The following is a 26,144-nucleotide window of genomic DNA, read 5'->3' as shown; positions in this document are numbered from 1 at the left end:
ACCGATCGAGTCAGGCCACGAGTTCGAGATGGAGGCTGCCGAGCGCGGCGGCCCCGGAACGCGCCGCCGGCTCGAGCCGGAAGCCCGCCTCGGCCGCCCACTCCACCAGGTCGTCGATCGTCTCGATGCCCTCGGGTCGCCCCTGGAGGACGGCGCGCGTGAACTCGCCCTTCGCGCGCTTGTTGAAGTGGTTGAGGGCGCGGCGGCGTCCGGCGGCATCCTCGGAGACGACCCGTACGAAGGCGGCATCCGCGCGATCGGGGAGCGGTCCGAGTTCGGCGTAGCCCTCGGAACGGAGGTCGACGATGACGCCCGGATGCGTCGCGAGGACCCCGGCGACCGCGTCACGCCAGACGGCGCGCAACGTGAAGTCCGGTAACCGCGAATCGTGCGACAGGCGGTAGGCGGGGATCGGGTCGAGTGCGCCGACGAGCCCGAAGAGAGCCGAGTGCACGGCCACGTGCTGCGCGGCGTACGACCGGGCCGCGTCATCGAGCGACGGCGCGTCGAGCGCGTCGTACAGCACGCCGGTGTAGCGATCCAGGGCCGCCATGGTCGGCGACGACGCGACGCACCGGTTCCGCTCGACCTCGCCCGCCTGCCGCGGTCCGAGCTTCAGGGCGCGCATGGTCGCCTCCGCATCCGCGGCCAGGGACTGCGTCGCGGCGACGACACGCGCACGAACAGGATCGAGCGACGGGAACGAGAGCCGAGCGGTGTCGAGCGGCGGATCGCCGCCGCCGTCGCGCTTGGTCTCGGAGGGCGGAAGGAGGAGGAGCACTAGTCGGCGAGGAAGGCGAGGACCGTGTCGACGTTGACGCCGAGCGGCTTCAGGCTGTCGATCGTGATCCGCGGCAGCGCCGACGAGGGACCCGTCCACGGCGCGTAGCCCTCGAGGCTCTGCTCGACCGCCCGCCACGTGATCTCGTCGAGGTGCGGAAGCCCGCGCTCGCGCTTCTCGAGCCGCTGACGATGGACCGACTCGTCCGTGCACACGACCTCGACGACGCGCAGGCGCGCCTCCGTGGCCTCGGCGAGGTCCCGCCACTGCAGGCGTGCGGCCTCGACCGCGTTCACCGCGTCCACGATGACCGTGCGGCCGGCCCGCAGCTCCTTGCGCGCGATCTCCTCGGCGACGAGGTAGGCGGCGAGGCCCGTCGGCTGGTCGGCGTCGATCCCGGCACGCAGGATCGCGGACTCGATGGGATCCACCGACACGACCGTGGCCCCGAGGCGGGCGCCGACGATCTCTCCGATCGTCGACTTGCCCGCACCCGGAAGCCCGGCCATGACGATGAGCTGCGTCACGCTCAGTTCACCGAACTGGCGATCGATCTCGAGCGGCTGTTCCCCCCGCATCAGCCCTGCCCTAGTCGAGCGCTGCGCGCGCGGCGACGACCTGGACGTTGTCGTCCTGGACCGAGAGGAAGCCGTCCTCCGCCTGTGCGGTGATCTTCTCACCACCCGCGAGGGTGACGCGCACCTGGCCGGCGGCGAGGATCGCGAGCATGGGCTCGTGACCCGGCAGGATGCCGATCTCGCCTTCGACCGTGCGCGCGATCACCATGGCGGCTTCTCCCGACCAGACCTCGCGGTCCGCCGAGACGACGCTCACGTTGAGGGCGGCCATGCTCAGCCGTTCTCCTTCTGGATCGCGGCCCACTTCTCCTCGACGTCGGAGATGCCACCGACGTTGAAGAACGCCTGCTCGGCGACGTGGTCGAAGTCACCGCGGGCGATCGCGTCGAACGACTCGATCGTCTCCTTGAGCGGAACCGTCGAGCCCTCGACGCCGGTGAACTTCTTCGCCATGTACGTGTTCTGCGAGAGGAACTGCTCGATCCGGCGCGCGCGCGACACGGTGATCTTGTCTTCCTCGGAGAGCTCGTCGACACCGAGGATCGCGATGATCTCCTGCAGTTCCTTGTTCTTCTGGAGGATCTGCTTGATCGCCGTGGCCACACGGTAGTGGTCGGCGCCCAGGTAGCGGGGGTCCATGATCCGCGAGGTCGAGGTCAGCGGGTCGATCGCCGGGTAGAGACCCTTCGAAGCGATCGCGCGAGAGAGCTCGGTGGTGGCGTCGAGGTGCGCGAACGTGGTCGCCGGCGCCGGGTCGGTGTAGTCGTCGGCGGGGACGTAGATCGCCTGCAGCGAGGTGATCGAGTGACCACGCGTCGACGTGATGCGCTCCTGGAGGACGCCCATCTCGTCGGCGAGGTTCGGCTGGTAGCCCACCGCGGACGGCATGCGGCCGAGGAGGGTCGAGACCTCCGAGCCCGCCTGCGTGAAGCGGAAGATGTTGTCGATGAAGAGGAGCACGTCCTGCTTCTGCACGTCGCGGAAGTACTCCGCCATCGTGAGGGCCGACAGGGCGACGCGCAGACGCGTCCCGGGCGGCTCGTCCATCTGGCCGAAGACGAGGGCGGTCTTGTCGAAGACGCCCGCCTCCTCCATCTCGTGGATCAGGTCGTTGCCCTCACGCGTGCGCTCGCCGACGCCGGCGAACACCGAGACACCACCGTGGTCCTGCGCGACGCGCTGGATCATCTCCTGGATGAGGACCGTCTTGCCGACGCCCGCACCACCGAACAGGCCGATCTTTCCACCCTGCACGTAGGGGGTGAGGAGGTCGATCGACTTGATGCCGGTCTCGAAGAGCTGCGTCTTCGACTCGAGCTGGTCGAAGGCCGGGGGCTTGCGGTGGATCGGCCAGCGCTCGGTGATCTCGATCGTCTCGCCCGGCTCGGCGTTCAGCACCTCGCCGATGACGTTGAAGACCTTGCCCTTGGTGACGTCGCCGACGGGCACCGAGATCGCCTCGCCGGTGTCGCGGACCTCCTGGCCGCGGACGAGGCCGTCCGTCGGCTTGAGCGCGATCGCGCGGACCAGGTCGTCGCCGAGGTGCTGGGCGACCTCGAGCGTCAGGACGGTGGTCGCCTCGCCGATCGTGATCTCGGTCTGGAGAGCGTTGTAGATCTCGGGGATCGAGTCGTGCGGGAACTCGATGTCGACGACGGGGCCCGTGACTCGGGCGATGCGGCCGACGCCGGCGGTCGACTCGGCGACCGGCGCGGTTGCGGTGTCAGTCATTCGTCTCTCTCTTTTCTGGATTACTTCTTGGCGACGAGCGCGTCGGCGCCGCCCACGATCTCGGAGATCTGCTGCGTGATCTCGGCCTGGCGTGCGTTGTTCGCCAGGCGGGTGTAGTCGGTGATGAGCTTGTCGGCGTTGTCGCTCGCCGACTTCATCGCCTTCTGCGTCGCCGCGTGCTTCGCGGCGGCGGACTGCAGCAGCGCGTTGAAGATGCGGCTCTCGACGTAGACGGGCAGGAGCGCGTCGAGGACGGTCTCGACGTCGGGCTCGAACTCGTACAGCGGCTGGACGGTGCCGTCCGGCTCCTCCATGCCCTCGACGACCGCGAGCGGCAGGAGGCGCACGACCGACGGGGTCTGCGTCATCATGCTGATGAAGCGGTTGTAGACGACGTGGATCTCGTCGACGCCGCCGTCGGCCGCGTCACGGAGGAAGGACTCGAGCACCGCGTCGGCGATCTCCTTCGCGAGCTCGAACTCCGGGTTCTCCGAGCTGCCGGTCCACTGGCGCTCCGAGGAGCGGCGGCGGAACTGGAAGTAGCCCACCGCCTTGCGCCCGACGAGGAAGTACACGACCTCCTTGCCCTGCGAGCGGAGCAGCTCCGAGAGCTGCTCCGCCTCGCGCAGCACCTGCGAGTTGAACGCGCCTGCAAGTCCGCGATCCGACGTGAGGATCACGACGGCCGCGCGCTCGATCCGCTCCGGCTCGGTCGTCAGCACGTGGTCGACGTTCGAATACGTCGCCACGGCCGAGACGGCGCGCGTGATCGCCTGCGAGTACGGCGTCGACGCGGTCACCCGTGCCTGCGCCTTCTGGATGCGCGAGGCGGCGATGAGCTCCATCGCCTTGGTGATCTTCTTCGTCGTCTGGGCAGACTTGATCTTCTGCCGGTAGACCCGAAGTTGCGCTCCCATGTCTCTCCTGTATCCCTGGTGTCAGACGTCCGGTCCGGTCCGCGTCAGCGGCGGGCCTTGACGATCTGCTCCTGGTTGACGTCCTCTGCGGCGATGGCCTCGAACTCCTCGCGTCCGACCGAGGCGAGCGGCTTGCCCTCACCGGTCTGGAACTCCTGCTTGAAGCCGTCGACGGCGGCCTCGAGCTTGGCGATGGTCTCGTCCTCGAGCTTGTTGGTCTCGCGGAGGACGTCGAGGATGTCGGTGTTGCGACCGACGTAGTCGAGGAGCTCGCGCTCGAAGCGCAGGATGTCCTCGACGGGGACCTCGTCCAGCTTGCCGCGCGTGCCGGTCCAGATCGAGACGACCTGCTCCTCGACGGGGTACGGCGAGTACTGCGGCTGCTTGAGGAGCTCGGTCAGCCGCGCGCCGCGCGCCAGCTGGCGACGGCTCGCGGCGTCGAGGTCGCTCGCGAACATCGCGAAGGCCTCGAGCGAGCGGTACTGCGCGAGCTCGAGCTTCAGCGTGCCGGAGACCGACTTGATCGACTTGACCTGCGCGTCGCCGCCGACTCGCGACACCGAGATGCCGACGTCGACCGCCGGGCGCTGGTTCGCGTTGAACAGGTCGGACTGGAGGAAGATCTGGCCGTCGGTGATCGAGATCACGTTGGTCGGGATGTACGCCGAGACGTCGTTCGCCTTGGTCTCGATGATCGGCAGGCCGGTCATCGAGCCCGCGCCGAGCTCGTCGCTCAGCTTCGCGCAACGCTCCAGGAGCCGCGAGTGCAGGTAGAAGACGTCGCCCGGGTAGGCCTCGCGGCCCGGCGGGCGGCGCAGCAGCAGCGACACGGCGCGGTAGGCCTCGGCCTGCTTCGACAGGTCGTCGAAGATGATCAGGACGTGCTTCGAGTCGTACATCCAGTGCTGGCCGATGGCCGAGCCCGTGTACGGCGCGAGGTACTTGAAGCCGGCCGGGTCGGAGGCCGGGGCCGCGACGATGGTGGTGTACTCCATCGCGCCGGCGTCCTCGAGGGCGCCCTTCACCGAGGCGATGGTCGAGCCCTTCTGGCCGATCGCGACGTAGATGCAGCGGACCTGCTTGTTCGGGTCGCCCGACTCCCAGTTCGCCTTCTGGTTGATGATCGTGTCGATCGCGATCGCGGTCTTGCCGGTCTGGCGGTCGCCGATGATGAGCTGGCGCTGGCCGCGGCCGACCGGGATCATCGCGTCGATGGCCTTGATGCCGGTCTGGAGCGGCTCGTGCACCGACTTGCGCTGCATGACGCCGGGCGCCTGGAGCTCGAGCGCACGGCGGCCCTCGATGCCGGTGATCTCGCCGAGGCCGTCGATCGGGTTGCCGAGCGGGTCGACGACACGGCCGAGGTATCCCTCGCCGACGGGGACGGAGAGGACTTCGCCCGTGCGGGTGACCTCCATGCCCTCCTCGATGCCGGTGAACTCGCCGAGCACGACGACGCCGATCTCGTTCTCGTCGAGGTTCAGCGCCAGGCCGAGCGTGCCGTCCGCGAAGCGGATGAGCTCGTTCGCCATGACGGACGGGAGGCCGCCGACGTGGGCGATGCCGTCTGCAGCGTCGAGGACGTATCCGACCTCGGTCTTCTGGGCCGCGCCGGGCTCGTAGGCCTGGGCGAACTCCGTGAGAGCCGAACGGATCTCATCGGGGCTGATGGAGAGTTCTGCCATTGTCTTTCCCTTTTTTCTGTACCGCTTGTACAGCTACTGGTGTGTCGCGGCGCAGGACGCCGGTCGTTGTCGTCCGGCGTCAGCCGGCAAGCTGCTGCCTCAGCTGGCTGAGGCGCGAGGCGACGCTGCCGTCGATGACGTCGTCGCCGATCTGCACGCGAACCCCGCCGACGACGGCGGGATCGACGATGGTGTCGAATCGGATGCGCCGACCGGCCTGGGCCGACAGGCTGTCGCCGAGTCGGGCGAGCTGCGTCGACGAGAGCGGCACCGCGGAGGTGACCGTCGCGACGTCGAACCCGCGCTCGTCGGCGACGATCGCAGCCGCGTGACGGAGCATCTGCCCGATGCGGCGGCCGCGCGGGCTGAGCACGAGGTGGCGGACGATCGCGACGGTCGCCGCGCTCGCCTTGCCGTCGAGCAGCTGCTCGACGAGCTTCGCCTTCGCGCCGACCGGCCCGAGCTTGGAGCCGAGCGCGAGCTCGAGCTCCGCGTCGGTGGCGACGGTGCGCTCGAAGGCGAACAGCTCGGCGTCGACCTCCACGTCACCGGCGGCCAGCGTCGCGGCCCGGATGCCGAGCTCCTCGACGCCCGCGAGGAAGTCGGAGGTGCTCGACCACCGGTTGGTCGCCGCCGCCGCGAGCAGGGTCACGGCCTCGGCCGCGATCCTGCCGCCGAACACGGTCTCGACCAGCACCAGCTTCTGCGGGGCATCCACCTCGACGTCCGTCAGCGCGGAACGCAGCTGCGACGTGGCGGCGATGACGCGGTCCGCGGCGAGGAGGTCCTCAGCGACCGGCAGCGAGGCACGGCCGAGGGACGCGAGCTGCGCCCGGGCACCGGCCAGGGCCTCTCTCGTTGCGCTACCCATCGGTTACTTCTTCCCTCCGGCGGGGGCCTCGGCCTCGAGGTCGGCCAGGAATCGGTCGATCACTGCCTGGGCCTTGGCGTCCTCGCTGAGCGATTCGCCGACGACGCCCGACGCGAGGTCGATCGCGATGGTGCCGACCTCGGTCCGCAGCGACGTGTAGGCCGCCTGGCGCTCGGCCTCGATCTGGGCCTGGGCGGTCGCGGTGACGCGCGCGGCATCGGCCTGCGCCTGCTCGCGGGCGTCGGCGACGATGCGCTTGCCGTCCTCGCGGGCGGTGTCGCGGATGTTCGCGGCCTCGGTGCGGGCGCCGGCGAGCTGCGAGGTGTACTCCTCGAGCGCCTGCTCCGCCTTGCGCTGGGCCTCGTCCGCCTTCGCGATGTTGCCCTCGATCGCCTCGGCACGCTCGTCGAGCATCTTCTGGACGCGCGGGAGCACGTAGATCCAGAAGAAGACGAGGATGATGACGAAGCAGACCGTGGACCATACGAGGTCGTACGTCTCAGGCAGGATCGGGTTGGGCGTCGCCTCGTGACCTTCCTCCGCAGCCCTCAGTACTGCATGAAGCACGTTGGCCTCCTCAGGTGCGTGGGACGGATCAGACGAAGATGAAGTAGGTGGCGATGCCGATGAAGGCGAGCGCCTCGGTGAAGGCGATACCGATCCACATCAGGGTCTGCAGGCGGCCGGCGAGCTCGGGCTGGCGAGCGACGCCCTCGATCGTCTTGCCGACGACGATGCCGACGCCGATGGCCGGGCCGATCGCCGCGAGGCCGTAGCCGACCGTCGCGATGTTGCCGTTGATCTCAGCGAGAACGGTGGTTGCGTCCACGTTGGGGTTTCCTTTCCTGGGGTTGGATTCGGGCGGGATGCCCGGGCTCAGTGCTCCTCGGCGACCGCGAGCTGGATGTAGACAGCGGTCAGGAGCGCGAAGACGTACGCCTGGAGGACGGCGACGAGGATCTCGAACAGGGTGAAGACGAAGCCCATCGCCAGCGAACCGACGCCGAGGATCGACCACCACCCGCCCATGGTGAAGAGGAAGAACGACGTCGCCGAGAAGAACAGGACGAGCAGCAGGTGCCCGACGATCATGTTCATCAGGAGTCGGAGGGTGAGCGTCACCGGCCGGATCACGAAGGTCGAGATGAGCTCGATCGGGGTGACGATCAGGTAGACCGGGAGCGGGACGCCGGGCGGGAAGAGCGCGTTCTTGAAGAAGTTCGCCGGGCTCTTCTTGATGCCCGCGTAGATGAAGGTGACGTACGACACGATCGCGAGCACGAGGGGCACGCCCACGACCGAGGTGCCGGCGATGTTCAGGCCGGGGATGATGCCGGTGATGTTCATGAACAGCACCATGAAGAAGATCGTCGTGAGGATCGGCAGGAATCGCTTGCCGTCCTTCTTGCCCAGGAGGTCCTCGGCGATGTTCACGCGGACGACGTCGAGGCCCATCTCGACCAGGCTCTGGAAGCGGCCGGGCACGACGCGCATGCGGCGCGTGCCGAGCCAGAAGACGAGGAGGAGGGCGATGACCGCGACGAAGCGGACCAGCATGATCCGGTTGATCTCGAAGGCCGTGCCCTCGAACAGGAGCGGGCCGGGGAAGAACTCTTCGAGCGAAGGCCCGTGGAACTCACCGTCGTCGGTTGCAGTCGGAACCAGCAGGTTCAGAGCGTGTGCTAGCAGCGCTGTCTCCTGTTTCGGGGCGTGGAGCTCGGCTCTCGCGTCGTCGAATATCGGGATGTTCCCATGCGGCACCGGCACGGCACAGTGCACCGCGGAAACCGAAGGGGATCACGAGTACTGTAGCAAGACTTCTACCGCCGGACGAATCCGACGGCGCGCCTCAGTCGTCCTCGGGCGCGGGCGGAAGCGTGACGTCGCTGGCGTAGGGCAGGCGGGCCCGCGCGACGACGAGGACATCCACGAGCAGCGAGGCGATCACGCCCGCCACGATGCTGAGGAACAGCACGGTCGGGTTCAGCCACGGAGCATCCCGGAGCACGACGACGAGCACGATGAAGAGGATGAACTTCACGAGCCAGCCGCCGAGCACGATCCCGAAGAACACGCCGACGAACGCGTCGCTGTTCGCGTAGCGGTTGGCGACGAGGATGCTCGCGGCCGTGATCCCCATGAACACGACGGCCATCACGGTGCCGAGGATCGCGCTCACGAGGCCCTCGGTGCCGGCGAAGACGTAACCGAGCACGGCGCCGACGACGAGGATCACGCCGGCCAGCAGCGCGCCCCAGCGGAGCGCCCGCTTCAGGATCGGGTTCGACGTCGGCGTGCGGTCGGCGGGCTGCGGGTCGGTGGGGGTCATCGGGCTCCAGTGCTGGGTTCGTGCGCGGGCTCGCCGCGCGTCGCGGCATCCGCCGCTCCGGGGGCCGGTTGCTCCGCGATCGGCTGGGTGTCGGCGGCCGCGGCGGCAAGGCGACGGCGACGGCCGAGCGGGGCGAGGGTGACCGCGGTGCAGACGAGGAACCCGACGCCCATGAGCGCGAACGCCCAGAACGCGTCGATCCCGAAGTAGACCGGGAACACGTACGTCAGGAGGCATCCGACCGCGATCACCGCGGTCCAGCCGTACAGGATGAGCACCGCGTGCAGGTGCGAGTGCCCCATGTCCAGGAGCCGGTGGTGCAGGTGCTTGCGGTCGGCCGAGAACGGCGACTTGCCGGCGTTCAGTCGTCGCACGACCGCGAGGCCGAAGTCGAGCAGCGGGATCACGAGGACCGCGAACGGCAGGATGATCGGCATGAACGCGGCGAACAGCTGGTCGAAGCCGACCGCGCCGGGGTTGATCTGGCCGGTCACCGCGATCGCGGACGTCGCCATCAGGAGGCCGACGAGCAGCGCCCCCGCGTCGCCCATGAAGAGCTTCGCCGGATGCCAGTTCAACGGCAGGAAGCCCGCCAGCGCGCCGATCAGGACCACCGCGATGAGCGACGCGAGGTTGAAGTAGTTGAACGGCGACGTCTGCTGCACGAGCAGGTAGGAGTAGATGAAGAACACGCCGTTGGCGATGAGCGCGACCCCGGCGACCAGGCCGTCGAGCCCGTCGATGAAGTTCACGGCGTTCATCACGAGCACGATCGTGAAGACCGTGATGGTCGCGCTCATCCACGACGAGCCCACCGCTATGCCGCCGATCGGGAGCGACACGATCGACACGCCCTGCCAGGCGACGAGGCCCGCCGCGATGAACTGGCCCGCGAGCTTGGTCATCCAGTCGAGGTCCCAGATGTCGTCGGCGACGCCGATCAGGACGATGAGGAGCGCGGCGCCGAGGATCGAGAGGATCTGCGCCGGGTTCTCGAAGATGATCGCGACGTTCGAGAACCGGGTCGGGCCGAGCTCGGACACGAACGCGGCCGCGCCGAACCCGACGAGGATGCCGACGAACATCGCGACCCCGCCGAGCCTCGGCGTCGGGCGCGTGTGCACGTCGCGCTCGCGGATCTTCGGGTACAGCCGGTACTTGAGGCTCAGCTTCCAGACCAGGAGCGAGCCGGCGAACGTGACGACGGCCGTGAGCAGTGCGAGCGCGAGGAACAGGGTCATGAGGCGGCGGCGTCCGTCCCGTCGTCGATCGAGGAGGATGCCCCGGTCGAAGCGGCATCCGGATCATCCGCGGCATCCGGATCGTCCGGAGGATCCGGCACCGCCGCCGCCGGCGCCTCGAACGCGTCGGCGCCCACGACCCGCTCGAGCTCGGCCCGGGTGATCACGCCCGCGCGGACGATGCGCAGGCGGCCGCCCGACGAGAGGCCGGTCGCGTCGACGATCGTCGACGACGTGTCGCCCGGGCGCTCCCCCACGGCGTCGTAGTCCGCGCCGGCGGCGCCGCCGTCGAGGTAGACCGCGACCGAGTCGCCGAGCATGTCCCGGGCACCGTCGGCGGTCGTGGCCGCGGGCTGCCCGGACAGGTTCGCCGACGAGACCGCGAGCGGACCGGTCTCGCTGAGCAGTTCGAGGGCGATGCGGTGGTCCGGCATCCGGAGCGCGACCGTGCCGCGCGTCTCGCCGAGGTCCCACTGCAGCGACGGCTGCGCGGGCACGATGACGGTGAGCCCGCCGGGCCAGAACTCGGCGACGAGGTCGCGGACGTGGTCGTGCACCTCCGCGGCCAGCGCGTGCAGCGTCGGGACGCCCGGCACGAGCACGGGCGGCGGCGAGGTGCGGCCGCGGCCCTTGGCATCGAGGAGCCGCTGCACCGCGGCGGCGTCGAAGGCGTTCGCGGCGAGCCCGTAGACGGTGTCGGTCGGGATCACCACGAGCTCACCGCGTCCGATCGCGCCACGCGCGAGCCGCATTCCGGTGAGGAGCTGGGCGTCGACCGAACAGTCGAAGATCTCACTCATGACCGCTCGATCATAGTGCACGGCGCCGGGCGCCCACGGTTCATCCGGGGCGCCCGGCGGCCGTCAGCGCCGGCCGGCCTTGCGGCGGTAGAGCCAGGTCCCCCACGTCATCGCTACCGCGATGATGAGCGTGCACCACCCGAGCGCGAGCCAGCCCGAGTCGCCCATCGGGGTGCCCATCAGCAGGCTCCGGATCGCCTCGATGATGGGCGTGATCGGCTGGTGCTCGGCGATCCACCGCAGCCAGTCGGGCAGCGTGTCGACCGGCACGAACGCGCTCGAGAGGTACGGCAGGAACAGCAGGATGAACCCGTAGGCGCTCGCGGCCTCGGGGCTGTGCGCCGCGAGCCCGATCGCCGCGAAGAGCGCCGTGATCGCGAGGATGTACAGCGCGATGAGCCCGATCGCGCCGACCCACTCGAGCGGGTCCGCGGTCGGGCGGAACCCCACGAGGAGCGCGACGGCGATGACGACGGCGGTGGCCATCAGGTTGCGCAGGACGCTCGCGATGACGTGCCCGGTGAGCACCGCGCTCGCGCGGAGCGGCATGGTGCGGAACCGGTCGATGATGCCGGTCGTCATGTCGCGCGCCACGTACGTCGCCGTCGAGCTCGCGCCGAAGCCCGCGCAGAGCAGGATGATCCCGGGCACGACGTAGTCGACGTACCCGCCGCTCGGGTCGAGCGCGCCGCCGAACACGAACGTGAACAGCAGCATGAGCATGGTCGGCAGGAGGACCGCCATGAGCAGGGCCTCGGCGTCGCGCAGCGAGTGCGTGATGCTGCGGCGGATGAAGACGGCCTCGGGCACGAGGCCGCTCGGCCGGCGGCGGACCGAGACGGGGCCGGTCGCGCGTGCGGTCGGCGGCGTGGGTGCGGCGGGTGCGACTGCGGTGGTCATGGTCAGCCCTTCGTCGTGACGAGGTCGCGGTCGGATGGTTCGGCGGTCGCCGCGGGCGCGGCGCCGCCGGTGATGGACAGGAACACGTCGTCGAGGCTCGGGCGGCGCAGCACCACGCGCGCGTCGGTTGCGGCGGATGCCTCGAGCCGGTCGAGCTCGTCGACGGCCGCGCGCAGGCCGTGCACGGTGCCGTCCGTGGGCCGCTCGGCGAGCAGCTCGTCGTCGGGGCCGCGGAGTTCGACGACCTCGCCGCCGACGCGCGCCTTGAGCTCCTCCGACGTGCCCTCGGCGGCGACCCGGCCGTCGTCGAGCACGGCGATGCGCGAGGCGAGCTGGTCGGCCTCCTCGAGGTACTGGGTGGTGAGGAAGACGGTCGCCCCGGCGTCGGAGACCTCGCGGATGATCCGCCAGAGCTCCTGGCGGCTCCGGGTGTCCAGCCCCGTGGTGGGTTCGTCGAGGAACACCACGTCGGTCGGCACGACGAGGCTGAGCGCCAGGTCGAGCCGCCGGCGCATGCCGCCCGAGTACGTGGCGACGCGGCGGTCGGCCGCCTCGGCGAGGTCGAAGCGGTCGAGCAGGTCGGCCGAGCGGGCCCTGGCCGCTCGCGCGCCGAGCCCCGACAGCCGTGCGAGCATCACGAGGTTCTCGCGGCCCGTGAGCACCTCGTCGACGGCCGCGGCCTGGCCCGTGAGGCTGATCCGCGCACGAACGGCGTCGGCCTCGCGCACGACGTCGTGCCCCGCGACGAGGGCACGACCGCCGTCCGGGCGGACGAGGGTCGTCAGGATGTTGATGGTGGTCGACTTGCCCGCCCCGTTCGGGCCGAGCAGGGCGAAGACCGAGCCGGCGGCGACCCGCAGGTCGACGCCGCGGAGCACCTCCTGCCGGCCGAAGCGCCGGGTGAGGCCCTCGGCCTCGATCGCGAGCGACATGGATCGCCCTCCCTTTCGTCTATCGCATACACTGTGTATGCCGTCAACAGCTGTTTAACTAATACACAGTTCTAGACTGGGACGCAAGCACCCGCCGAGGAACGGATCCGGATGACCGCCGACAGCCCCGCCGAACCCGAACTCCCCCGCGGCGTCGCGCTCGCCTGGGGCGTGGTCGTCAACCCGCAGCGCGGGCCGAAGCGCGAGCTGAGCATCGAGCGGATCGTCGAGGCCGCGGTCGGGATCGCCGACGCCGAGGGCCTCGGCGCGGTGTCGATGAGCCGGGTCGCGCAGTCGCTCGGCTACACGACGATGTCGCTCTACCGCTACATCACGGGCAAGGACGACCTCGTCCTGCTCATGCAGGAGGCCGCGAGCGTCCTGCCGATCCCGGACTCCGGCATCGAGCGCGACTGGCGCACCGGGCTCACCGCGTGGGTCGCCGCCGTCCGCGGCGCGTACGCGGAGCATCCCTGGCTCGTCGACATCCCCGTCTCCGGCGCGCCCGTCACGCCCAACGCCCTCGCGATCGTCGACTGGTTCCTCCGCGAGGCGAGGGACCTCCCCCTCACCGACGGCGAGAAGATCTCGACGCTCCTCCTGCTCACGAGCTACATCCGTGCGACCGGCGCCCAGGAGCGCGACATCGCCGCCGCCGCCGGGAGCGACGCCGACGGCGCGCAGCAGCCCGGAGCGGGCGCGTTCGCCGCGCTCGCCGAACTCGTCACGCCCGAGCGGTTCCCCGACCTCGCGCCCGTGTTCCTCGGCGGGGACTACCTCGCCGACGGCGAGCCCGACACCGCGGACGACACCGTCTTCGGCATCGAGCGCATCCTCGACGGCATCGAGTACCACGTCGCCCGCCTGGCCGACGGCCGTCCGACGCCCGCCCCCCTCGTCCCGCCCCCCTCGCTCGCCCTCCCCCGGGATCGCGCCGTGCGCGAGGCGGCGAAGGCGAGACGCGAGGCCGAGAAGGCGCTCCGCGAGGCGCAGAAGCGCGAGCGCGAGGCCGTCAAGCGCGCGCTCGAGAAGGATCGCGAGGACCGCCGACGCGCCGACGAGCGCGGGGCGCGCGACGCGGAACGGGCCGCGCGCGACGCCGAACGTCAGGCGGAGCGGGCCGGTCGGGGCTGACCCGCGGCGGCCGCACGGGGGCGGCCCGTGCGGGCGACCGGTCAGCGCACTGCGGTCGTCGCGCGATCCCGCAGCGTGAGGTCCCGATGGTGCGCGACCGCACGCCAGCCGTCGGCGCGGAGGAGCGCCGCCACCGCGGCGGACTGGTGCTCGGCGTGCTCGATCACGAGCACCCCGCCGGGATGGCACAGCGCCGCCGCCCGACGCGACAGCACCCGGATCACGTCGAGCCCGTCCTCGCCGCCGTACAGCGCGACCGCCGGGTCGAACCGGTGCACCTCGGGATCCGCGGGCACCGCCGCGGCCGGGACGTAGGGCGGATTCGAGACCACGACCGCGACCCGCCCGTCCAGCTCGGGCAGCGCGTCCGCGAGGTCGCCGTCGACGAGTCGCAGGTTCGGGGCATCCGCCTCGCCCGCGTTCCGCCGCGCCCAGGCCATCGCATCGGGCGACAGCTCGACGCCCCAGACCAGCGCGTGCGGCACCTCGGTCGCGAGCGCGATCGCGATCGCGCCGCTCCCGGTGCCGAGGTCGACCGCGATCGGCGACGGATCGGGCACCGCGCGCAGCGCGTCGATCGCGAGCTGCGCGACGAGCTCGGTCTCCGGGCGCGGCACCAGCACGCCAGGGCCGACCGCGAGCTCGAGCGAGCGGAACGGCGCGCGACCGGTCACGTGCTGCAGCGGCTCGCGCGCGGCGCGGCGCGCGACGAGCGCATCGAGTGCGGATGCCTCGGCCGGCGAGAGCACCCCGCCCACGATCGCCCGCGCCTGCACGCCGCCGCGGCTGAGCCCCGCGACGTGGCCGACGAGCAGCTCTGCGTCGACCTCGGGATCGGGGACACCGGCCGCGCGCAGCCGGTCCGCCGCTGCACGCAGCGCGTCGCGCACGGGCGTGCCCGGGGCATCCGTCGAATCCTGCGCCTCCACGAAATGGAATGTAACGCACTGGCCGCACACGATCGGCCATCCGTACGCTTGGGGGGCATCCCGCACGCTCCGACCCGAGAGGGGTCCCCCACATGGCGAAGGTCTACGACGACATCACCCAGGCGTTCGGCAACACGCCGCTCGTCCGACTCAACCGCATCACCGACGGCGCCGAGGCCACGGTGCTCGCGAAGCTCGAGTTCTACAACTTCAGCGCGAGCGTGAAGGACCGTCTCGGCGTCGGCATCGTCGACGCCGCCGAGGCGTCCGGCGAGCTCCAGCCCGGCGGCACCATCGTCGAGGGCACGAGCGGCAACACCGGCATCGCGCTCGCGGCGATCGGCGCCGCGCGCGGCTACAAGGTCATCCTCGCGATGCCCGAGACCATGTCGAAGGAGCGCCGCGCGCTCCTCAAGGCCTACGGCGCCGAGCTCGTGCTCACGCCCGGCTCGGAGGGCATGAAGGGCGCGGTCGCCAAGGCCGAGCAGATCGCGGCCGAGACGCCCGGCGCGATCCTGGCCCGCCAGTTCGAGAACGAGGCCAACGTCGAGATCCACCGCCGCACCACGGCGGAGGAGGTCTGGGCGGACACCGACGGCGGCGTCGACATCTTCGTCGCCGGCATCGGCACGGGCGGCACGCTCACCGGCACCGGCCAGGTGCTGAAGGCCCGCAAGCCCGGCGTCCAGATCGTCGGCGTCGAGCCGCTCGAGTCGCCGATCCTCACCGGCGGCGCGCCCGGCCCGCACAAGATCCAGGGCATCGGCGCGAACTTCGTGCCCGCGATCCTGGACCGCGAGGTCTACGACGAGATCATCGACGTGAACATCGACCAGGCCGTCGCGACCGCACGCCTGCTCGGCACCGAGGAGGGCATCCTCGGCGGCATCTCGTCGGGCGCGACGGTGTACGCGGCGCTCGAGCTCGCCAAGCGCCCCGAGAACGCCGGCAAGACCATCGTGGTCATCGTCGCGAGCTACGGCGAGCGGTACCTGTCCACGGTCCTGTACGAGGGTCTGCTTGACTGATCGGGTGCCGATCCTCACCCGCCTGAAGGAAGACCTCGCGACCGCCCGTGCGCACGATCCCGCCGCACGGAGCAGTCTCGAGGTCTTCCTCGCGTATTCCGGGCTCCACGCCATCTGGACCTCCCGGCTCACCCACCGCCTCTGGAACGCCGGCCTGCGGCTCCCCGCGCGGCTGCTGTCGCAGTTCGCCCGGTTCCTGACCGGCATCGAGATCCACCCCGGCGCGACGATCGGGCGGCGGTTCTTCATCGACCACGGCATGGGCGTCGTGATCGGCGAGACCGCGATCGTCGGCGACGACGTGATGCTCTACCACGGCGTCACGCTCGGCGGGAAGGCGCCGCGCAACACGCCGCCCGGGACGAAGCGGCACCCCACCCTCGAGGACGGCGTGACGGTCGGGGCCGGCGCGAAGATCCTGGGCGACATCACGATCGGCGCCTGGAGCGCCGTCGGCGCGAACGCCGTCGTCACCAAGTCCGCTCCGGCGCACTCGCTGGTGGTCGGCGTGCCCGCGACCGTGCGGCCGCTCTCGAACGCGACGGCCGACGCCGCGCGCGGCGTGCACGACTGGCACTGGGTGATCTGACGCGGCGGCGGCTCCGGCTCGGCGTACCCCGCGCGCGCATCGCGCCCGCATCCGCGCGCGGATCCGCGCCCGCGCCGGCGTTTGCGCCAGTTCGCGCGCGTTGCGCCACGCGTGCCGGCGCTACGCGCACGAGGTGGCGCAACGCTGGCTCGCATCGGCCCGGTCAGCGACGCTCGGCCCGGTCAGCGACGCATCGGGATGCCTGCGGCGGCGAGGATGGCGCGGAAGGCCGCGGGGCGCCACGCGTCGTCCCACCCCCAGCGCACGCAGCGCCACCCGGTCACGGCGCGGATCTCGTCCTCCCGGCGCTTTTCGGCGAGGAGCACCTCGCGCGGGTCGCCCGACGAGCCGGCGCCGGCGTACTTCCCGCGTCCGTCCGCCTCACCCCAGACCCCGAGCTCCGGCCAGGCGAAGTCGAGGAACACGGTCGACCCGAGCCGCGGCAGCGAGACCGACTCCTGCAGGCGTGGCGGCGGCGCGCCGAACTCGTCCAGCCTCGCCCGGCTGACCGTCTCGAGCGGCGTCTCGGCGCAGGTCACGGCCCGTTCGATCATGGCAGCCGCCGGCCGGCTGGACGGGAACGGCAGCCGCTCCAGGTACGCCCGCGCGAGCGATTCCGGCGTGCACCGGGGCGCACGGGCACCGAATCGCGGGACCAGGAGCGCGGCGTCGGCCATCACGAGGGCCGTGAGGTGGGGCATCCGCCTCGCCACCTCGATCAGGGATTCCTCGACCGTCGTGAGCCTGAGCCCGTCGACCTCGTCGACCGTCTCGGTGCCGCGACGGCCGAGCTCGACGACGCCGTTCCGACGGCGCCCGGAGGCGGTCCCGGACAGGACGAAGATCTCCTCGGGGACCCGGCCGACGACGGGGAGCCCGTGCAGCACGGCTGCCGTGACGCCCGCGAAGACCGGATCGCGTCGCTGGGCGGCGACGGCGCGGGCTCGTTCCGCGTGCCGCGCGACGGGCGCCAGCCCGGAGAAGGCCGAGCGATCGGCGTAGACGCCCCGGCGCAGGCGCACGAGCTCCCCCGCCGCGTGCGCCGACCGCAACGGCGCCGACTGCCCGCGCGCTCGCGCGACGTCCGCCCGCACGAATCCGTGGCGGTCGGCGGGAAGCTCGGGGCGCGGCATCCGACCAGCCTGGAGGGTTCGCGGGCGCTCACGGCCGCGCCCGCCCGACCGGTGGGCACGCAGGCGCGCCTACCTGCCTGGGAAGGAGGGCTCACCCGGCCTCGCTGCGCCGGTTCGCGTGCGTTGCGCCACGCGGGGTGGCGCAACGCACGCGAAGTGGCGCAACGCGGGACGCCCGCAGGCGTCGCGCGCCCGCGCCCGCGCGCGGCGCGCCTACGCCTCGTCGCCGGCCAGCTGCGCTTCCTCGTCCATGCGGATCGCCGACTCGATGATCGGGTCGAGCGCGCCGTTCATGACGGCGTCGAGGTTGTACGCCTTGTACCCGGTCCGGTGATCCGCGATGCGGTTCTCCGGGAAGTTGTACGTGCGGATCCGCTCGGAGCGGTCCATCGAGCGGATCTGCGACTTCCGCGCATCGGATGCCGCGGCGTCGAGCTCCTCCTGCTGGCGCGCGAGGATGCGCGCGCGGAGCACGCGCATCGCCGCCTCGCGGTTCTGCAGCTGCGACTTCTCGTTCTGCATCGACACCACGATGCCCGTCGGCACGTGCGTGATGCGGACGGCCGAGTCGGTCGTGTTGACGGACTGCCCGCCGGGGCCGCTCGAGCGGTAGACGTCGATCTTGAGGTCGTTCTGGTTGATCTCGACCTCCTCGGGCTCGTCCACCTCGGGGAAGACGAGCACGCCCGTGGTCGACGTGTGGATGCGGCCCTGCGTCTCGGTGACCGGCACGCGCTGCACGCGGTGCACGCCGCCCTCGTACTTCAGGTGCGCCCACACGCCCTGCGACGGATCCGTCGCGTTCGACTTGATCGCCACCTGGACGTTCTTGTAGCCGCCGAGGTCGCTCTCGTCGCGCTCGAGGAGTTCGGTCTTCCAGCCCTTCGACTGCGCGTACTGGACGTACATGCGCAGCAGGTCGGCCGCGAACAGCGCGCTCTCGGCGCCGCCCTCGCCGCCCTTGATCTCCATGATCACGTCGCGCCCGTCGTCGGGGTCGCGCGGGATCAGGAGCCGGCGCAGCCGCTCCTGCGACTCCGCGAGCGCGGCCTCGAGGGCGGGAACCTCCTCGGCGAACGCATCGTCCTCCTTGGCCAGCTCCCGCGCGGCGGCGAGGTCCTCCCCCGCCTGGATCCACGTCTCGTGCGCGTGCACGATGCGGCTGAGCTCGGCGTAGCGCCGGTTGACCTTCTTCGCGCGCGCCGGATCGGCGTGGAGCGCGGGGTCGGCGAGCTCGTTCTGGAGCTCGCCGTGCTCCGCGATCAACGACTGGACGGTCTCGAACACGACTCAGCGGTGCTCGTGCTCGTGCCCGTTCCCGTGGCCGTTGCCGACCGGGGCGGACTTCTGCATGAGCAGGAGGAACTCGGTGTTCGACTGCGTCTCGCGGAGGCGTCCGAGGACGGCCTCGAGTGCCTGCTGGGGTTCGAGGCCCGCGAGCGCGCGACGGAGCTTCCAGGTGATCTTCACCTCGTCCGGCGAGAGCAGCATCTCCTCGCGGCGCGTGGACGACGCGTTCACGTCGACCGCCGGGAAGATGCGCTTGTCGGCGAGCTGGCGCGACAGGCGCAGCTCGCTGTTGCCGGTGCCCTTGAACTCCTCGAAGATCACCTCGTCCATCTTCGAACCGGTCTCCACGAGCGCGGTCGCGAGGATGGTCAGCGAGCCGCCGTTCTCGATGTTCCGCGCCGCGCCGAAGAAGCGCTTCGGCGGGTACAGCGCCGACGCGTCGACGCCGCCCGAGAGGATGCGACCCGACGCCGGGGCGGCGAGGTTGTACGCACGGCCGAGGCGCGTGATCGAGTCGAGCAGCACGACGACGTCGTGACCGAGCTCGACGAGGCGCTTCGCACGCTCGATGGCGAGCTCGGCGACCGTCGTGTGGTCCTCGGCGGGACGGTCGAAGGTCGAGGCGATGACCTCGCCCTTCACCGTGCGCTGCATGTCGGTGACCTCCTCGGGGCGCTCGTCGACGAGCACGACCATGAGGTGGACCTCGGGGTTGTTGATCGAGATCGCGTTGGCGATCTGCTGCAGCACGATGGTCTTGCCGGCCTTGGGGGGCGCGACGATGAGGCCGCGCTGGCCCTTGCCGATCGGGGCGACCAGGTCGATGATCCGCTGGGTGAGCTTCGTCGGCTCGGTCTCCAGCCGCAGGCGGTCCTGCGGGTACAGCGGCGTGAGCTTCTGGAACTCGACGCGCGCGGCCGCCTCCTCGGGGGTCTGCCCGTTGATCGAGTCGACCTTCACGAGCGCGTTGTACTTCTGGCGGCTGTTCGCCTCGGTCTCGCGGGTCTGCTTGATCGAGCCGACGATCGCGTCGCCCTTGCGCAGCTGGTACTTCTTCACCTGGCCGAGCGAGACGTAGACGTCGCTCGGGCCGGGGAGGTAGCCCGTCGTGCGGACGAACGCGTAGTTGTCGAGCACGTCGAGGATGCCGGCGATCGGGATGAGCACGTCGTCGTCGAGGATCTCGGGCTCGATGTCGTCGCCCTGGCCCTGGCCGCGGCGCTTCCGGTCGCGGTAGCGGCCGCGACGGCCGCCCTCGCCGTCCGCAGCCTGCTGCTGCGCCTGCGCCTGCGTCTGGGCCTGGCGCTGGGGCTGCGGCTCCTTGGGCTCGGCGTCGGCCGCGCGTTCGCCGGCCTCGGCCTTGGCGCCGTCCTGGCCCTGGGCCTGGCGTTGGCTGCCCTGCTGGGCGTCGCCGTTCGCGGAGGCGTTCCCGCCACCGCCGCCACGGCGGCGACGACGGCTCGGGCGCTGCTCCTCGGCGGGCGCGGCCTCGGTCGAGGCCGTGCCGTTCTGTCCGCTGCGAGCGGCCTCGCCGGTCGCGGCCGCGAGCTCCTCGCGGACCGCGGCACGCGCGGCCTCGCGGGCCGCCTCGTCGCCGCCGGGGACGAGCTGGACGCCCGCACCCCCGCCGTTCACGTGCTGGGCCGCGGCGGCGGCGGTCGACGCGCTGGTCGCGCGGCGCGGCTGACGGCCGCGGCGCGGCGCCTGGGCGACGGGCTCGGATGCCTCGGCCGGGGCGGCGTCGGCCGGCGCGTCCTCGACGGGCGCGACATCCTCGTCGGCCTGTGCGGTGACGACCGGCTCGGCGACGGCCTGCGCGGGCTCGGCCTGCGCGGGCTCGGCGGGCGCCTCGGCGGCCGGGGCCTCCTCGGCGGGAGCCTCGTCCGCGGGAGCCGCCTCGAACGGCAGTTCGAGCGCCTCGGCGGCGGCCGGAGCCTCCGCCGCGGCACCGGACTGGTGCTCGGAGATCAGGTCCACGAGTTCGCCCTTCCGGCGCTTCGCGGCGCCGGAGATCCCGAGGGAGACGGCCAGCTCGACGAGCTCGGCGACCTTCATGGTCGTCAGGCGCGAGCGCTCGACGGTTTCGTCGACATGGGGTGCGTTGGTCACTGGGTATGGTCCTTCCGCCTGGCACGAAGGGGGTTCGTCCAGGAGAGCTGGTCGCCGGGCGACGCAGGCGAGAACGCCATGGGGCGCAGACCTGCGCGGGGCGAGAGCAATGAAGTGCTGGGAATCACACGATGCGGCGGTGCTGCGGTCTCCGCGACCACTGCCGGGTGCGAGAGCAGTCTAACACCGAGGAATGGTCCGTCGGCCAACTCCCGCCCCGGCGGGTCATACGTCGACGTCGGCCACCGTCGCACCGAGGAAGTCGACCGCGAGCGCGAGCGCCTGCCACGGCGTCTCCGCGGACTCCTCGGCGATGCGCACCGCGTCGGCGCGCTCGGCCGGGTCGCTCGCGAGGACGAGGACCGACGGTCCGGCGCCCGAGACCACCGCAGGATGCCCCGCCGCGCGGAGCACCCGGATGAGCCGGTCGGTCTCCGGCATCGCCTGGGCACGGTAGTTCTGGTGGAGCTTGTCCTCGGTCGCGGCGAGCAGCAGCTCGGGCGACTGCACGAGGGCCGCGACGAGCAGCGCCGAGCGCGACACGTTGAACACGGCGTCCTCGTGCGGGACCGACTCGGGCTGGAGCGACCGCGCGAGCGCGGTCGACATCTCGTGCTCGGGGACGAGCACGAGCGGCGACACGCCCCGATGCACCATGAGCTTCTTGTGCCGCGGGCCCTCGGGCGTGGTCCACGCGATCGTGAGCCCGCCGAAGAGCGCCGGTGCGACGTTGTCGGGGTGCCCCTCGAGCTCGGTCGCGAGCTCGAGCAGGTCGTCGGCGCCGAACTCCTCGATCCCGGCGAGCAGGCCCTTCGCGGCCATGATGCCCGCGACGATCGCGGCGCCCGACGAGCCCATGCCGCGCCCGTGCGGGATGCTGTTGTGCGCGACGAGGCGGATGCCGGGCATCGCGACGCCGCGGCGCGCGAACGCGTGCGCGATCGAGCGCACGACGAGGTGCGACGCGTCGAGCGGCACCTCGCCCTCGCCGACGCCGTGCACGGTGATGTCGATCTCGCCGGCGGGCAGCGCCTCGACCTCGAGCTCGTCGTAGCGCGCGAGCGCGAGGCCGAGCGTGTCGAAGCCGGGGCCGAGGTTGGCGCTGGTCGCGGGGACCTTCACGTGCACGCGACGTCCGACCAGGCCGACCGCCTCGCGCGCGTCGAGCACGACGCCGGCGCCGCCCGCGCTCATGACGTGAGCCCGAGGACCGCCGCGACCTCGGCGACGTCCACGGGGACGACGGTCGGCTGCACGTCCTGGCCGTCCGCGCCGCGGAGCGCCCACTGCGGGTCCTTGAGGCCGTGGCCGGTGACCGTGAGCACGACGCGCGCGCCCGCCGGGACCTGGCCGGCCTCGTGGCGCTCGAGCAGGCCCGCGACCGAGATGGCGCTGGCCGGCTCGACGAAGATGCCGACCTCGGCCGAGAGGATGCGCTGGGCCTCCAGGATCTTCGCGTCCTCGATCGCGCCGAAGTAGCCGTCGGTCTCGTCGCGAGCCTCGAGCGCGAGCGCCCAGGACGCCGGGTTGCCGATGCGGATCGCGCTCGCGATCGTGTCGGGGTCCTTCACCGGCTCGCCGCGGACGAGCGGCGCGGAGCCCGCGGCCTGGAACCCGAACATGCGGGGCATCCGGGTCGAGTTGCCGGCCGCGAGGTCCTCGCGGTAGCCGCGCGTGTACGCCGTGTAGTTGCCGGCGTTGCCGACCGGGATGAAGTGCAGGTCCGGCGCGTCGCCGAGCACCTCGACGACCTCGAACGCCGCGGTCTTCTGCCCCTCGATGCGGTCGTTGTTGACCGAGTTCACGAGGTGGACGGGGTAGTTCGCGGCGAGCTCGCGCGCGATGTCGAGGCAGTCGTCGAAGTTGCCGCGCACCTGGATGAGGTGGCCGTTGTGCGCGATCGCCTGGCTCAGCTTGCCCATCGCGATCTTGCCCTCGGGCACGAGCACCGCCGCGCTGATGCCCGCGTGGGTCGCGTACGCGGCCGCCGAGGCGGACGTGTTGCCGGTCGAGGCGCAGATGACGACCTTCGCGCCGTGCTCGACGGCCTTCGTGACCGCCATCGTCATGCCGCGGTCCTTGAAGGAGCCGGTCGGGTTCATGCCCTCGAACTTCACCCAGACGTCGGCTCCCGTGCGGCGGCTGAGCGCCGGCGCGGGCAGCAGCGGCGTGCCGCCCTCGCCCAGGGTGACGATCGGCGTGGCGTCGGTGACGTCGAGCCGGTGGGCGTACTCGCGGATGACCCCGCGCCACTGGCGCGAGTTCGGCTTGGGGGTGGGCTGGTTCACACTGTTCCTTCGACTCGGAGGACGGATGCCACGGACGCCACGACTGGGCTCTTCGCGAGGGCGGCGACGGTGTCGGCGAGGGCGGATTCGGCCGCCACGTGCGTGCCGATCACCAGCGTAGCCCGGGAGCCGGCCGGCCCCGCGGTCTGCGCGAGCTGCTCGACCGACACGCCGTGCTCGGCGAACACGTGCGCGATCGCCTCGAGCACGCCCGGCTCGTCGACGACCTCGAGCGTGATCGAGTAGCGCGTGGTGATGCTGCGGATCGGCAGGATCGGGAGGTCGGCGTGCGTGGACTCGCTCGTGCCCGGGCCGCCGATGACGTGCCGCCTGGCGATCGCGACGAGGTCGCCCAGGACCGCGGACGCGGTCTGCACGCCGCCGGCGCCGGCTCCGTAGAACATGAGCGGGCCGGCCGCGGCCGCCTCGACGAACACCGCGTTGTTCGCGCCGTGCACGGCCGCGAGCGGGTGGCTGCGCGGGACGAGCGCCGGGTACACGCGGGCCGACACGCCCTCCTGGCCGGTCTCGGGGTCGGCGAGGCGCTCGCAGATCGCGAGGAGCTTGACCACGAAGCCCGCGGCGCGCGCCGACTCGACCTGCTCGGCCGTGACGCCCGTGATGCCCTCGCGGTGCACGGCCTCGACGGGCACGCTCGTGTGGAACGCGAGGCTCGCGAGGATCGCGGCCTTCTGCGCCGCGTCGTAGCCGCCGATGTCGGCGGTCGGGTCGGCTTCGGCGTAGCCGAGCTCGGTCGCGGTCGCGAGCGCGTCCTCGAGGGAGGCGCCGGTCGAGTCCATGCGGTCGAGGATGAAGTTCGTCGTGCCGTTCACGATGCCGAGGATGCGGTCGACCCGGTCGCCCGCGAGGCTCTCGCGCAGCGGACGGATGATCGGGATGGCCCCGGCGACCGCGGCCTCGTACGACAGCTGGGCGCCCACCTGCTCGGCCGCGGCGAAGAGCTCGGGGCCGTGCGAGGCGAGCAGCGCCTTGTTGCCCGTGACCACGTCGGCGCCGGACGAGATCGCCAGGTGGACGAGCGACCGGGCCGGCTCGATGCCGCCGATCAGCTCGACGACGACGTCCGACCCCTGGATGAGCGCCTCGGCGTCGGTCGTGAACAAGCGGTCGGGCAGGTCCGCGTCGCGCTTCGCGTCGAGGTTCCGCACCGCGATCCCGACGAGCTCGAGCGGCGTCCCGATGCGGTTCGCGAGCTCGTCGGCGTGCTCGAGCAGCAGCCGGGCGACCTGCGAGCCCACGGAACCCGCACCGAGCAGGCCGACTCGGATGGGACGGTACTCGATCATTCGGCGGCTCCCTCTGCAGCGGTCGAGACGGTCGGCGCCGGTGCGCCGGCCGCGACGGATGCCCCGTGTCCGGCGTCCTGGGCCGCGTCGAGCCCGAGGTCGCGAGCCAGCAGGTCCGCCTCGGTCTCGCCGCGGACGATCACGCGGGCGCGGCCGTCGCGCACGGCGACGACCGCGGGCCGCGCCACGTGGTTGTAGTTGCTCGCGAGCGACCAGCAGTAGGCGCCGGTCGCGGCGACCGCGAGCAGGTCGCCGGGCGCGACGTCGGCGGGCAGGTGCTCCTGGTCGACGACGATGTCGCCGGACTCGCAGTGCTTGCCGGCGACGCGGACGAGCGCGGGCGGGGCATCCGAGGTTCTGGATGCGAGGCGGGCCGAGTACGCCGCGCCGTAGAGGGCGGTGCGCGCGTTGTCGCTCATGCCGCCGTCCACGCTCACGTAGGTGCGCGTGCCGCCCTCGATCGGGACGGGCTTCACGGTGCCGACCGTGTACAGCGTGACGCCGGCCGGCCCGATGATCGAGCGGCCGGGCTCGAACGCGAGCTTCGGCACCGCGACGTCGAGGTCGCGGCACGCGGCCGCGACGCGGTCGGCGATGCCGAGGGCGATCTCCTCGATCGGGCGGGGGTCGTCGGCCTCGGTGTAGGCGATGCCGAAGCCGCCGCCGAGGTTGAGCTCGGGCACCGGACCGAGCCGCACGAGCTCGGCGTGGACGCCCAGGAGTCGCGCGGCCGATTCGCCGAAGCCGGAGGCGTCGAAGATCTGGGAGCCGATGTGGCAGTGCAGGCCGAGGAACTCGAGCGAATCGCGGCCGCGGATGCGGGTCGCCAACTCGACGGCGCGAGCGAGCGGGACGCCGAACTTCTGGTCCTCGTGCGCGGTCGCGAGGAACTCGTGCGTCGACGCGTGCACGCCGCTGTTCACCCGCAGGCGGACGCGCTGCACGCGCCCCGCCCGCGCGGCGGCGTCGGCCACGCGGTCGATCTCGGCCTCGGAGTCGAGGATGATCGCGCCCACGCCGACCGCGACGGCGCGCTCGATCTCGGCGGACGACTTGTTGTTGCCGTGGAATCCCATGCGCGCCGGATCGGCGCCCGCCGCGAGGGCGATCGCGAGCTCGCCGCCCGTGCACACGTCGATCCCGAGGCCCTCCTCGGTCATCCAGCGCACGACCGCGCCGGAGAGGAACGACTTGCCCGCGTAATAGACCGTCACATCGGTTCCGATGCCGGCGGCGGCCGCCTCGAACGCGGTGCGCAGTCGTGCGGCGCGCGATCGGGCCGCGGCCTCGTCGACGACGTAGAGCGGCGTGCCGAACTCGGCCGCCAGCTCGTCGGCGGGGACTCCGCCCACGACGAGCACGCCGCGGGCGTCGCGCCCGGCGTGCTCGGGCCACACGGCCGGGTTCAGCGTGTTCGGGTCCGCGGGCGCAGGTCGGACCGAGGGGACGGCGGATGCAGATGCCACGGGGACCTCGAGGGACTGGGGGTCATGGGAACACGCGTCGGCGAGCGAACCCGGATCGGTTCCTGAAGCCGTGTGCGAGTCCGGCGAAGCGGACCCGCCGATTCTA

Annotated in this window: 26 protein-coding genes; 3 read left to right on the top strand and 23 right to left on the bottom strand. The window is 71.7% G+C overall.

Annotated features, from left to right (window positions below; all coding sequences use genetic code 11):
• Positions 1 to 10: 10 nt before the first annotated feature.
• From ACDF64_RS11515 to ACDF64_RS11445, 15 genes are all read right to left on the bottom strand, one after another.
• Positions 11 to 781: a YaaA family protein gene (locus ACDF64_RS11515; protein WP_394551405.1), complete on the bottom strand. Its 771-nt coding sequence runs from the start codon at positions 779 to 781 to the stop codon at positions 11 to 13.
• Positions 781 to 1,359: an AAA family ATPase gene (locus ACDF64_RS11510; protein ID WP_394551403.1), complete on the bottom strand. Its 579-nt coding sequence runs from the start codon at positions 1,357 to 1,359 to the stop codon at positions 781 to 783. Before ACDF64_RS11510 ends, ACDF64_RS11515 begins: the two co-directional genes overlap by 1 nt.
• Positions 1,360 to 1,369: 10 nt before the next feature.
• Positions 1,370 to 1,630, bottom strand: coding sequence for a F0F1 ATP synthase subunit epsilon (locus ACDF64_RS11505; protein WP_394551401.1), 261 nt, complete (start codon positions 1,628 to 1,630; stop codon positions 1,370 to 1,372).
• 2 nt (positions 1,631 to 1,632) lie between these two features.
• Complete coding sequence (gene atpD / locus ACDF64_RS11500; protein WP_394551399.1) at positions 1,633 to 3,090, bottom strand: F0F1 ATP synthase subunit beta; 1,458 nt, start codon at positions 3,088 to 3,090, stop codon at positions 1,633 to 1,635.
• A gap of 20 nt (positions 3,091 to 3,110) precedes the next feature.
• A complete protein-coding gene (locus ACDF64_RS11495) occupies positions 3,111 to 4,007 on the bottom strand; it encodes a F0F1 ATP synthase subunit gamma (protein ID WP_394551397.1) in 897 nt (298 codons plus the stop codon).
• Between the two features lie 44 nt (positions 4,008 to 4,051).
• A complete protein-coding gene (gene atpA / locus ACDF64_RS11490) occupies positions 4,052 to 5,692 on the bottom strand; it encodes a F0F1 ATP synthase subunit alpha (RefSeq protein ID WP_394551395.1) in 1,641 nt (546 codons plus the stop codon).
• 79 nt (positions 5,693 to 5,771) lie between these two features.
• On the bottom strand, positions 5,772 to 6,563 hold the full coding sequence (locus ACDF64_RS11485; protein ID WP_394551393.1) for a F0F1 ATP synthase subunit delta: 792 nt from the start codon (positions 6,561 to 6,563) through the stop codon (positions 5,772 to 5,774).
• Positions 6,564 to 6,566: 3 nt separating this feature from the next.
• Positions 6,567 to 7,130: a F0F1 ATP synthase subunit B gene (locus ACDF64_RS11480; RefSeq protein WP_394551391.1), complete on the bottom strand. Its 564-nt coding sequence runs from the start codon at positions 7,128 to 7,130 to the stop codon at positions 6,567 to 6,569.
• Positions 7,131 to 7,158: 28 nt separating this feature from the next.
• Positions 7,159 to 7,392, bottom strand: coding sequence for an ATP synthase F0 subunit C (gene atpE / locus ACDF64_RS11475; RefSeq protein WP_394551389.1), 234 nt, complete (start codon positions 7,390 to 7,392; stop codon positions 7,159 to 7,161).
• Between the two features lie 47 nt (positions 7,393 to 7,439).
• Positions 7,440 to 8,237: a F0F1 ATP synthase subunit A gene (gene atpB / locus ACDF64_RS11470; protein WP_394555124.1), complete on the bottom strand. Its 798-nt coding sequence runs from the start codon at positions 8,235 to 8,237 to the stop codon at positions 7,440 to 7,442.
• A 175-nt stretch (positions 8,238 to 8,412) separates the two neighbouring features.
• On the bottom strand, positions 8,413 to 8,892 hold the full coding sequence (locus ACDF64_RS11465) for a hypothetical protein (RefSeq protein WP_394551387.1): 480 nt from the start codon (positions 8,890 to 8,892) through the stop codon (positions 8,413 to 8,415).
• Positions 8,889 to 10,133, bottom strand: a complete 1,245-nt coding sequence (locus ACDF64_RS11460) for an MraY family glycosyltransferase (protein ID WP_394551386.1) — start codon at positions 10,131 to 10,133, stop codon at positions 8,889 to 8,891. The genes ACDF64_RS11465 and ACDF64_RS11460 overlap by 4 nt, the downstream gene beginning before the upstream one ends.
• Entirely contained in the window at positions 10,130 to 10,933 is an 804-nt protein-coding gene (locus ACDF64_RS11455; RefSeq protein WP_394551384.1) for an L-threonylcarbamoyladenylate synthase, read from the bottom strand. Before ACDF64_RS11455 ends, ACDF64_RS11460 begins: the two co-directional genes overlap by 4 nt.
• A gap of 63 nt (positions 10,934 to 10,996) precedes the next feature.
• On the bottom strand, positions 10,997 to 11,833 hold the full coding sequence (locus tag ACDF64_RS11450) for an ABC transporter permease (protein WP_394551382.1): 837 nt from the start codon (positions 11,831 to 11,833) through the stop codon (positions 10,997 to 10,999).
• A gap of 2 nt (positions 11,834 to 11,835) precedes the next feature.
• A complete protein-coding gene (locus ACDF64_RS11445; RefSeq protein ID WP_394551380.1) occupies positions 11,836 to 12,765 on the bottom strand; it encodes an ATP-binding cassette domain-containing protein in 930 nt (309 codons plus the stop codon).
• 111 nt (positions 12,766 to 12,876) lie between these two features.
• Here ACDF64_RS11445 and ACDF64_RS11440 point away from each other — a divergent pair, with 111 nt between their 5' ends.
• Entirely contained in the window at positions 12,877 to 13,899 is a 1,023-nt protein-coding gene (locus ACDF64_RS11440; RefSeq protein WP_394551378.1) for a TetR/AcrR family transcriptional regulator C-terminal domain-containing protein, read from the top strand.
• A gap of 41 nt (positions 13,900 to 13,940) precedes the next feature.
• On the opposite strand, the gene prmC is transcribed toward ACDF64_RS11440, so the two are convergent.
• Positions 13,941 to 14,828 (bottom strand): peptide chain release factor N(5)-glutamine methyltransferase, encoded by an 888-nt coding sequence (gene prmC, locus ACDF64_RS11435; protein ID WP_394551376.1) that lies wholly within the window; start codon positions 14,826 to 14,828, stop codon positions 13,941 to 13,943.
• A gap of 92 nt (positions 14,829 to 14,920) precedes the next feature.
• Here prmC and cysK point away from each other — a divergent pair, with 92 nt between their 5' ends.
• Positions 14,921 to 15,856, top strand: a complete 936-nt coding sequence (gene cysK / locus ACDF64_RS11430; RefSeq protein ID WP_394551375.1) for a cysteine synthase A — start codon at positions 14,921 to 14,923, stop codon at positions 15,854 to 15,856.
• 4 nt (positions 15,857 to 15,860) lie between these two features.
• On the top strand, positions 15,861 to 16,445 hold the full coding sequence (gene epsC / locus ACDF64_RS11425; RefSeq protein WP_394551373.1) for a serine O-acetyltransferase EpsC: 585 nt from the start codon (positions 15,861 to 15,863) through the stop codon (positions 16,443 to 16,445).
• Positions 16,446 to 16,627: 182 nt separating this feature from the next.
• Here the strand turns inward: epsC and ACDF64_RS11420 are convergent, their stop codons facing one another.
• The 7 genes from ACDF64_RS11420 to lysA form a co-directional block, all read right to left on the bottom strand.
• Entirely contained in the window at positions 16,628 to 17,578 is a 951-nt protein-coding gene (locus ACDF64_RS11420) for a hypothetical protein (protein ID WP_394551371.1), read from the bottom strand.
• 213 nt (positions 17,579 to 17,791) lie between these two features.
• A complete protein-coding gene (prfA, locus tag ACDF64_RS11415; protein WP_394551369.1) occupies positions 17,792 to 18,865 on the bottom strand; it encodes a peptide chain release factor 1 in 1,074 nt (357 codons plus the stop codon).
• A 3-nt stretch (positions 18,866 to 18,868) separates the two neighbouring features.
• A complete protein-coding gene (rho, locus tag ACDF64_RS11410; RefSeq protein WP_394555122.1) occupies positions 18,869 to 20,923 on the bottom strand; it encodes a transcription termination factor Rho in 2,055 nt (684 codons plus the stop codon).
• A 279-nt stretch (positions 20,924 to 21,202) separates the two neighbouring features.
• Entirely contained in the window at positions 21,203 to 22,171 is a 969-nt protein-coding gene (gene thrB / locus ACDF64_RS11405) for a homoserine kinase (protein WP_394551368.1), read from the bottom strand.
• Positions 22,168 to 23,265, bottom strand: coding sequence for a threonine synthase (gene thrC, locus ACDF64_RS11400; protein WP_394551366.1), 1,098 nt, complete (start codon positions 23,263 to 23,265; stop codon positions 22,168 to 22,170). Before thrC ends, thrB begins: the two co-directional genes overlap by 4 nt.
• Entirely contained in the window at positions 23,262 to 24,572 is a 1,311-nt protein-coding gene (locus ACDF64_RS11395) for a homoserine dehydrogenase (protein WP_394551365.1), read from the bottom strand. The genes thrC and ACDF64_RS11395 overlap by 4 nt, the downstream gene beginning before the upstream one ends.
• The gene (gene lysA, locus ACDF64_RS11390; protein WP_394551363.1) at positions 24,569 to 26,038 is read right to left on the bottom strand and encodes a diaminopimelate decarboxylase; all 1,470 of its coding nucleotides are present in this window, start codon (positions 26,036 to 26,038) and stop codon (positions 24,569 to 24,571) included. Before lysA ends, ACDF64_RS11395 begins: the two co-directional genes overlap by 4 nt.
• Positions 26,039 to 26,144: the final 106 nt, after the last annotated feature.

This window comes from Agromyces sp. MMS24-JH15 (assembly GCF_043518605.1).
Lineage (GTDB): Bacteria > Actinomycetota > Actinomycetes > Actinomycetales > Microbacteriaceae > Agromyces.
This window is presented reverse-complemented; position numbering and strand designations above follow the sequence as displayed.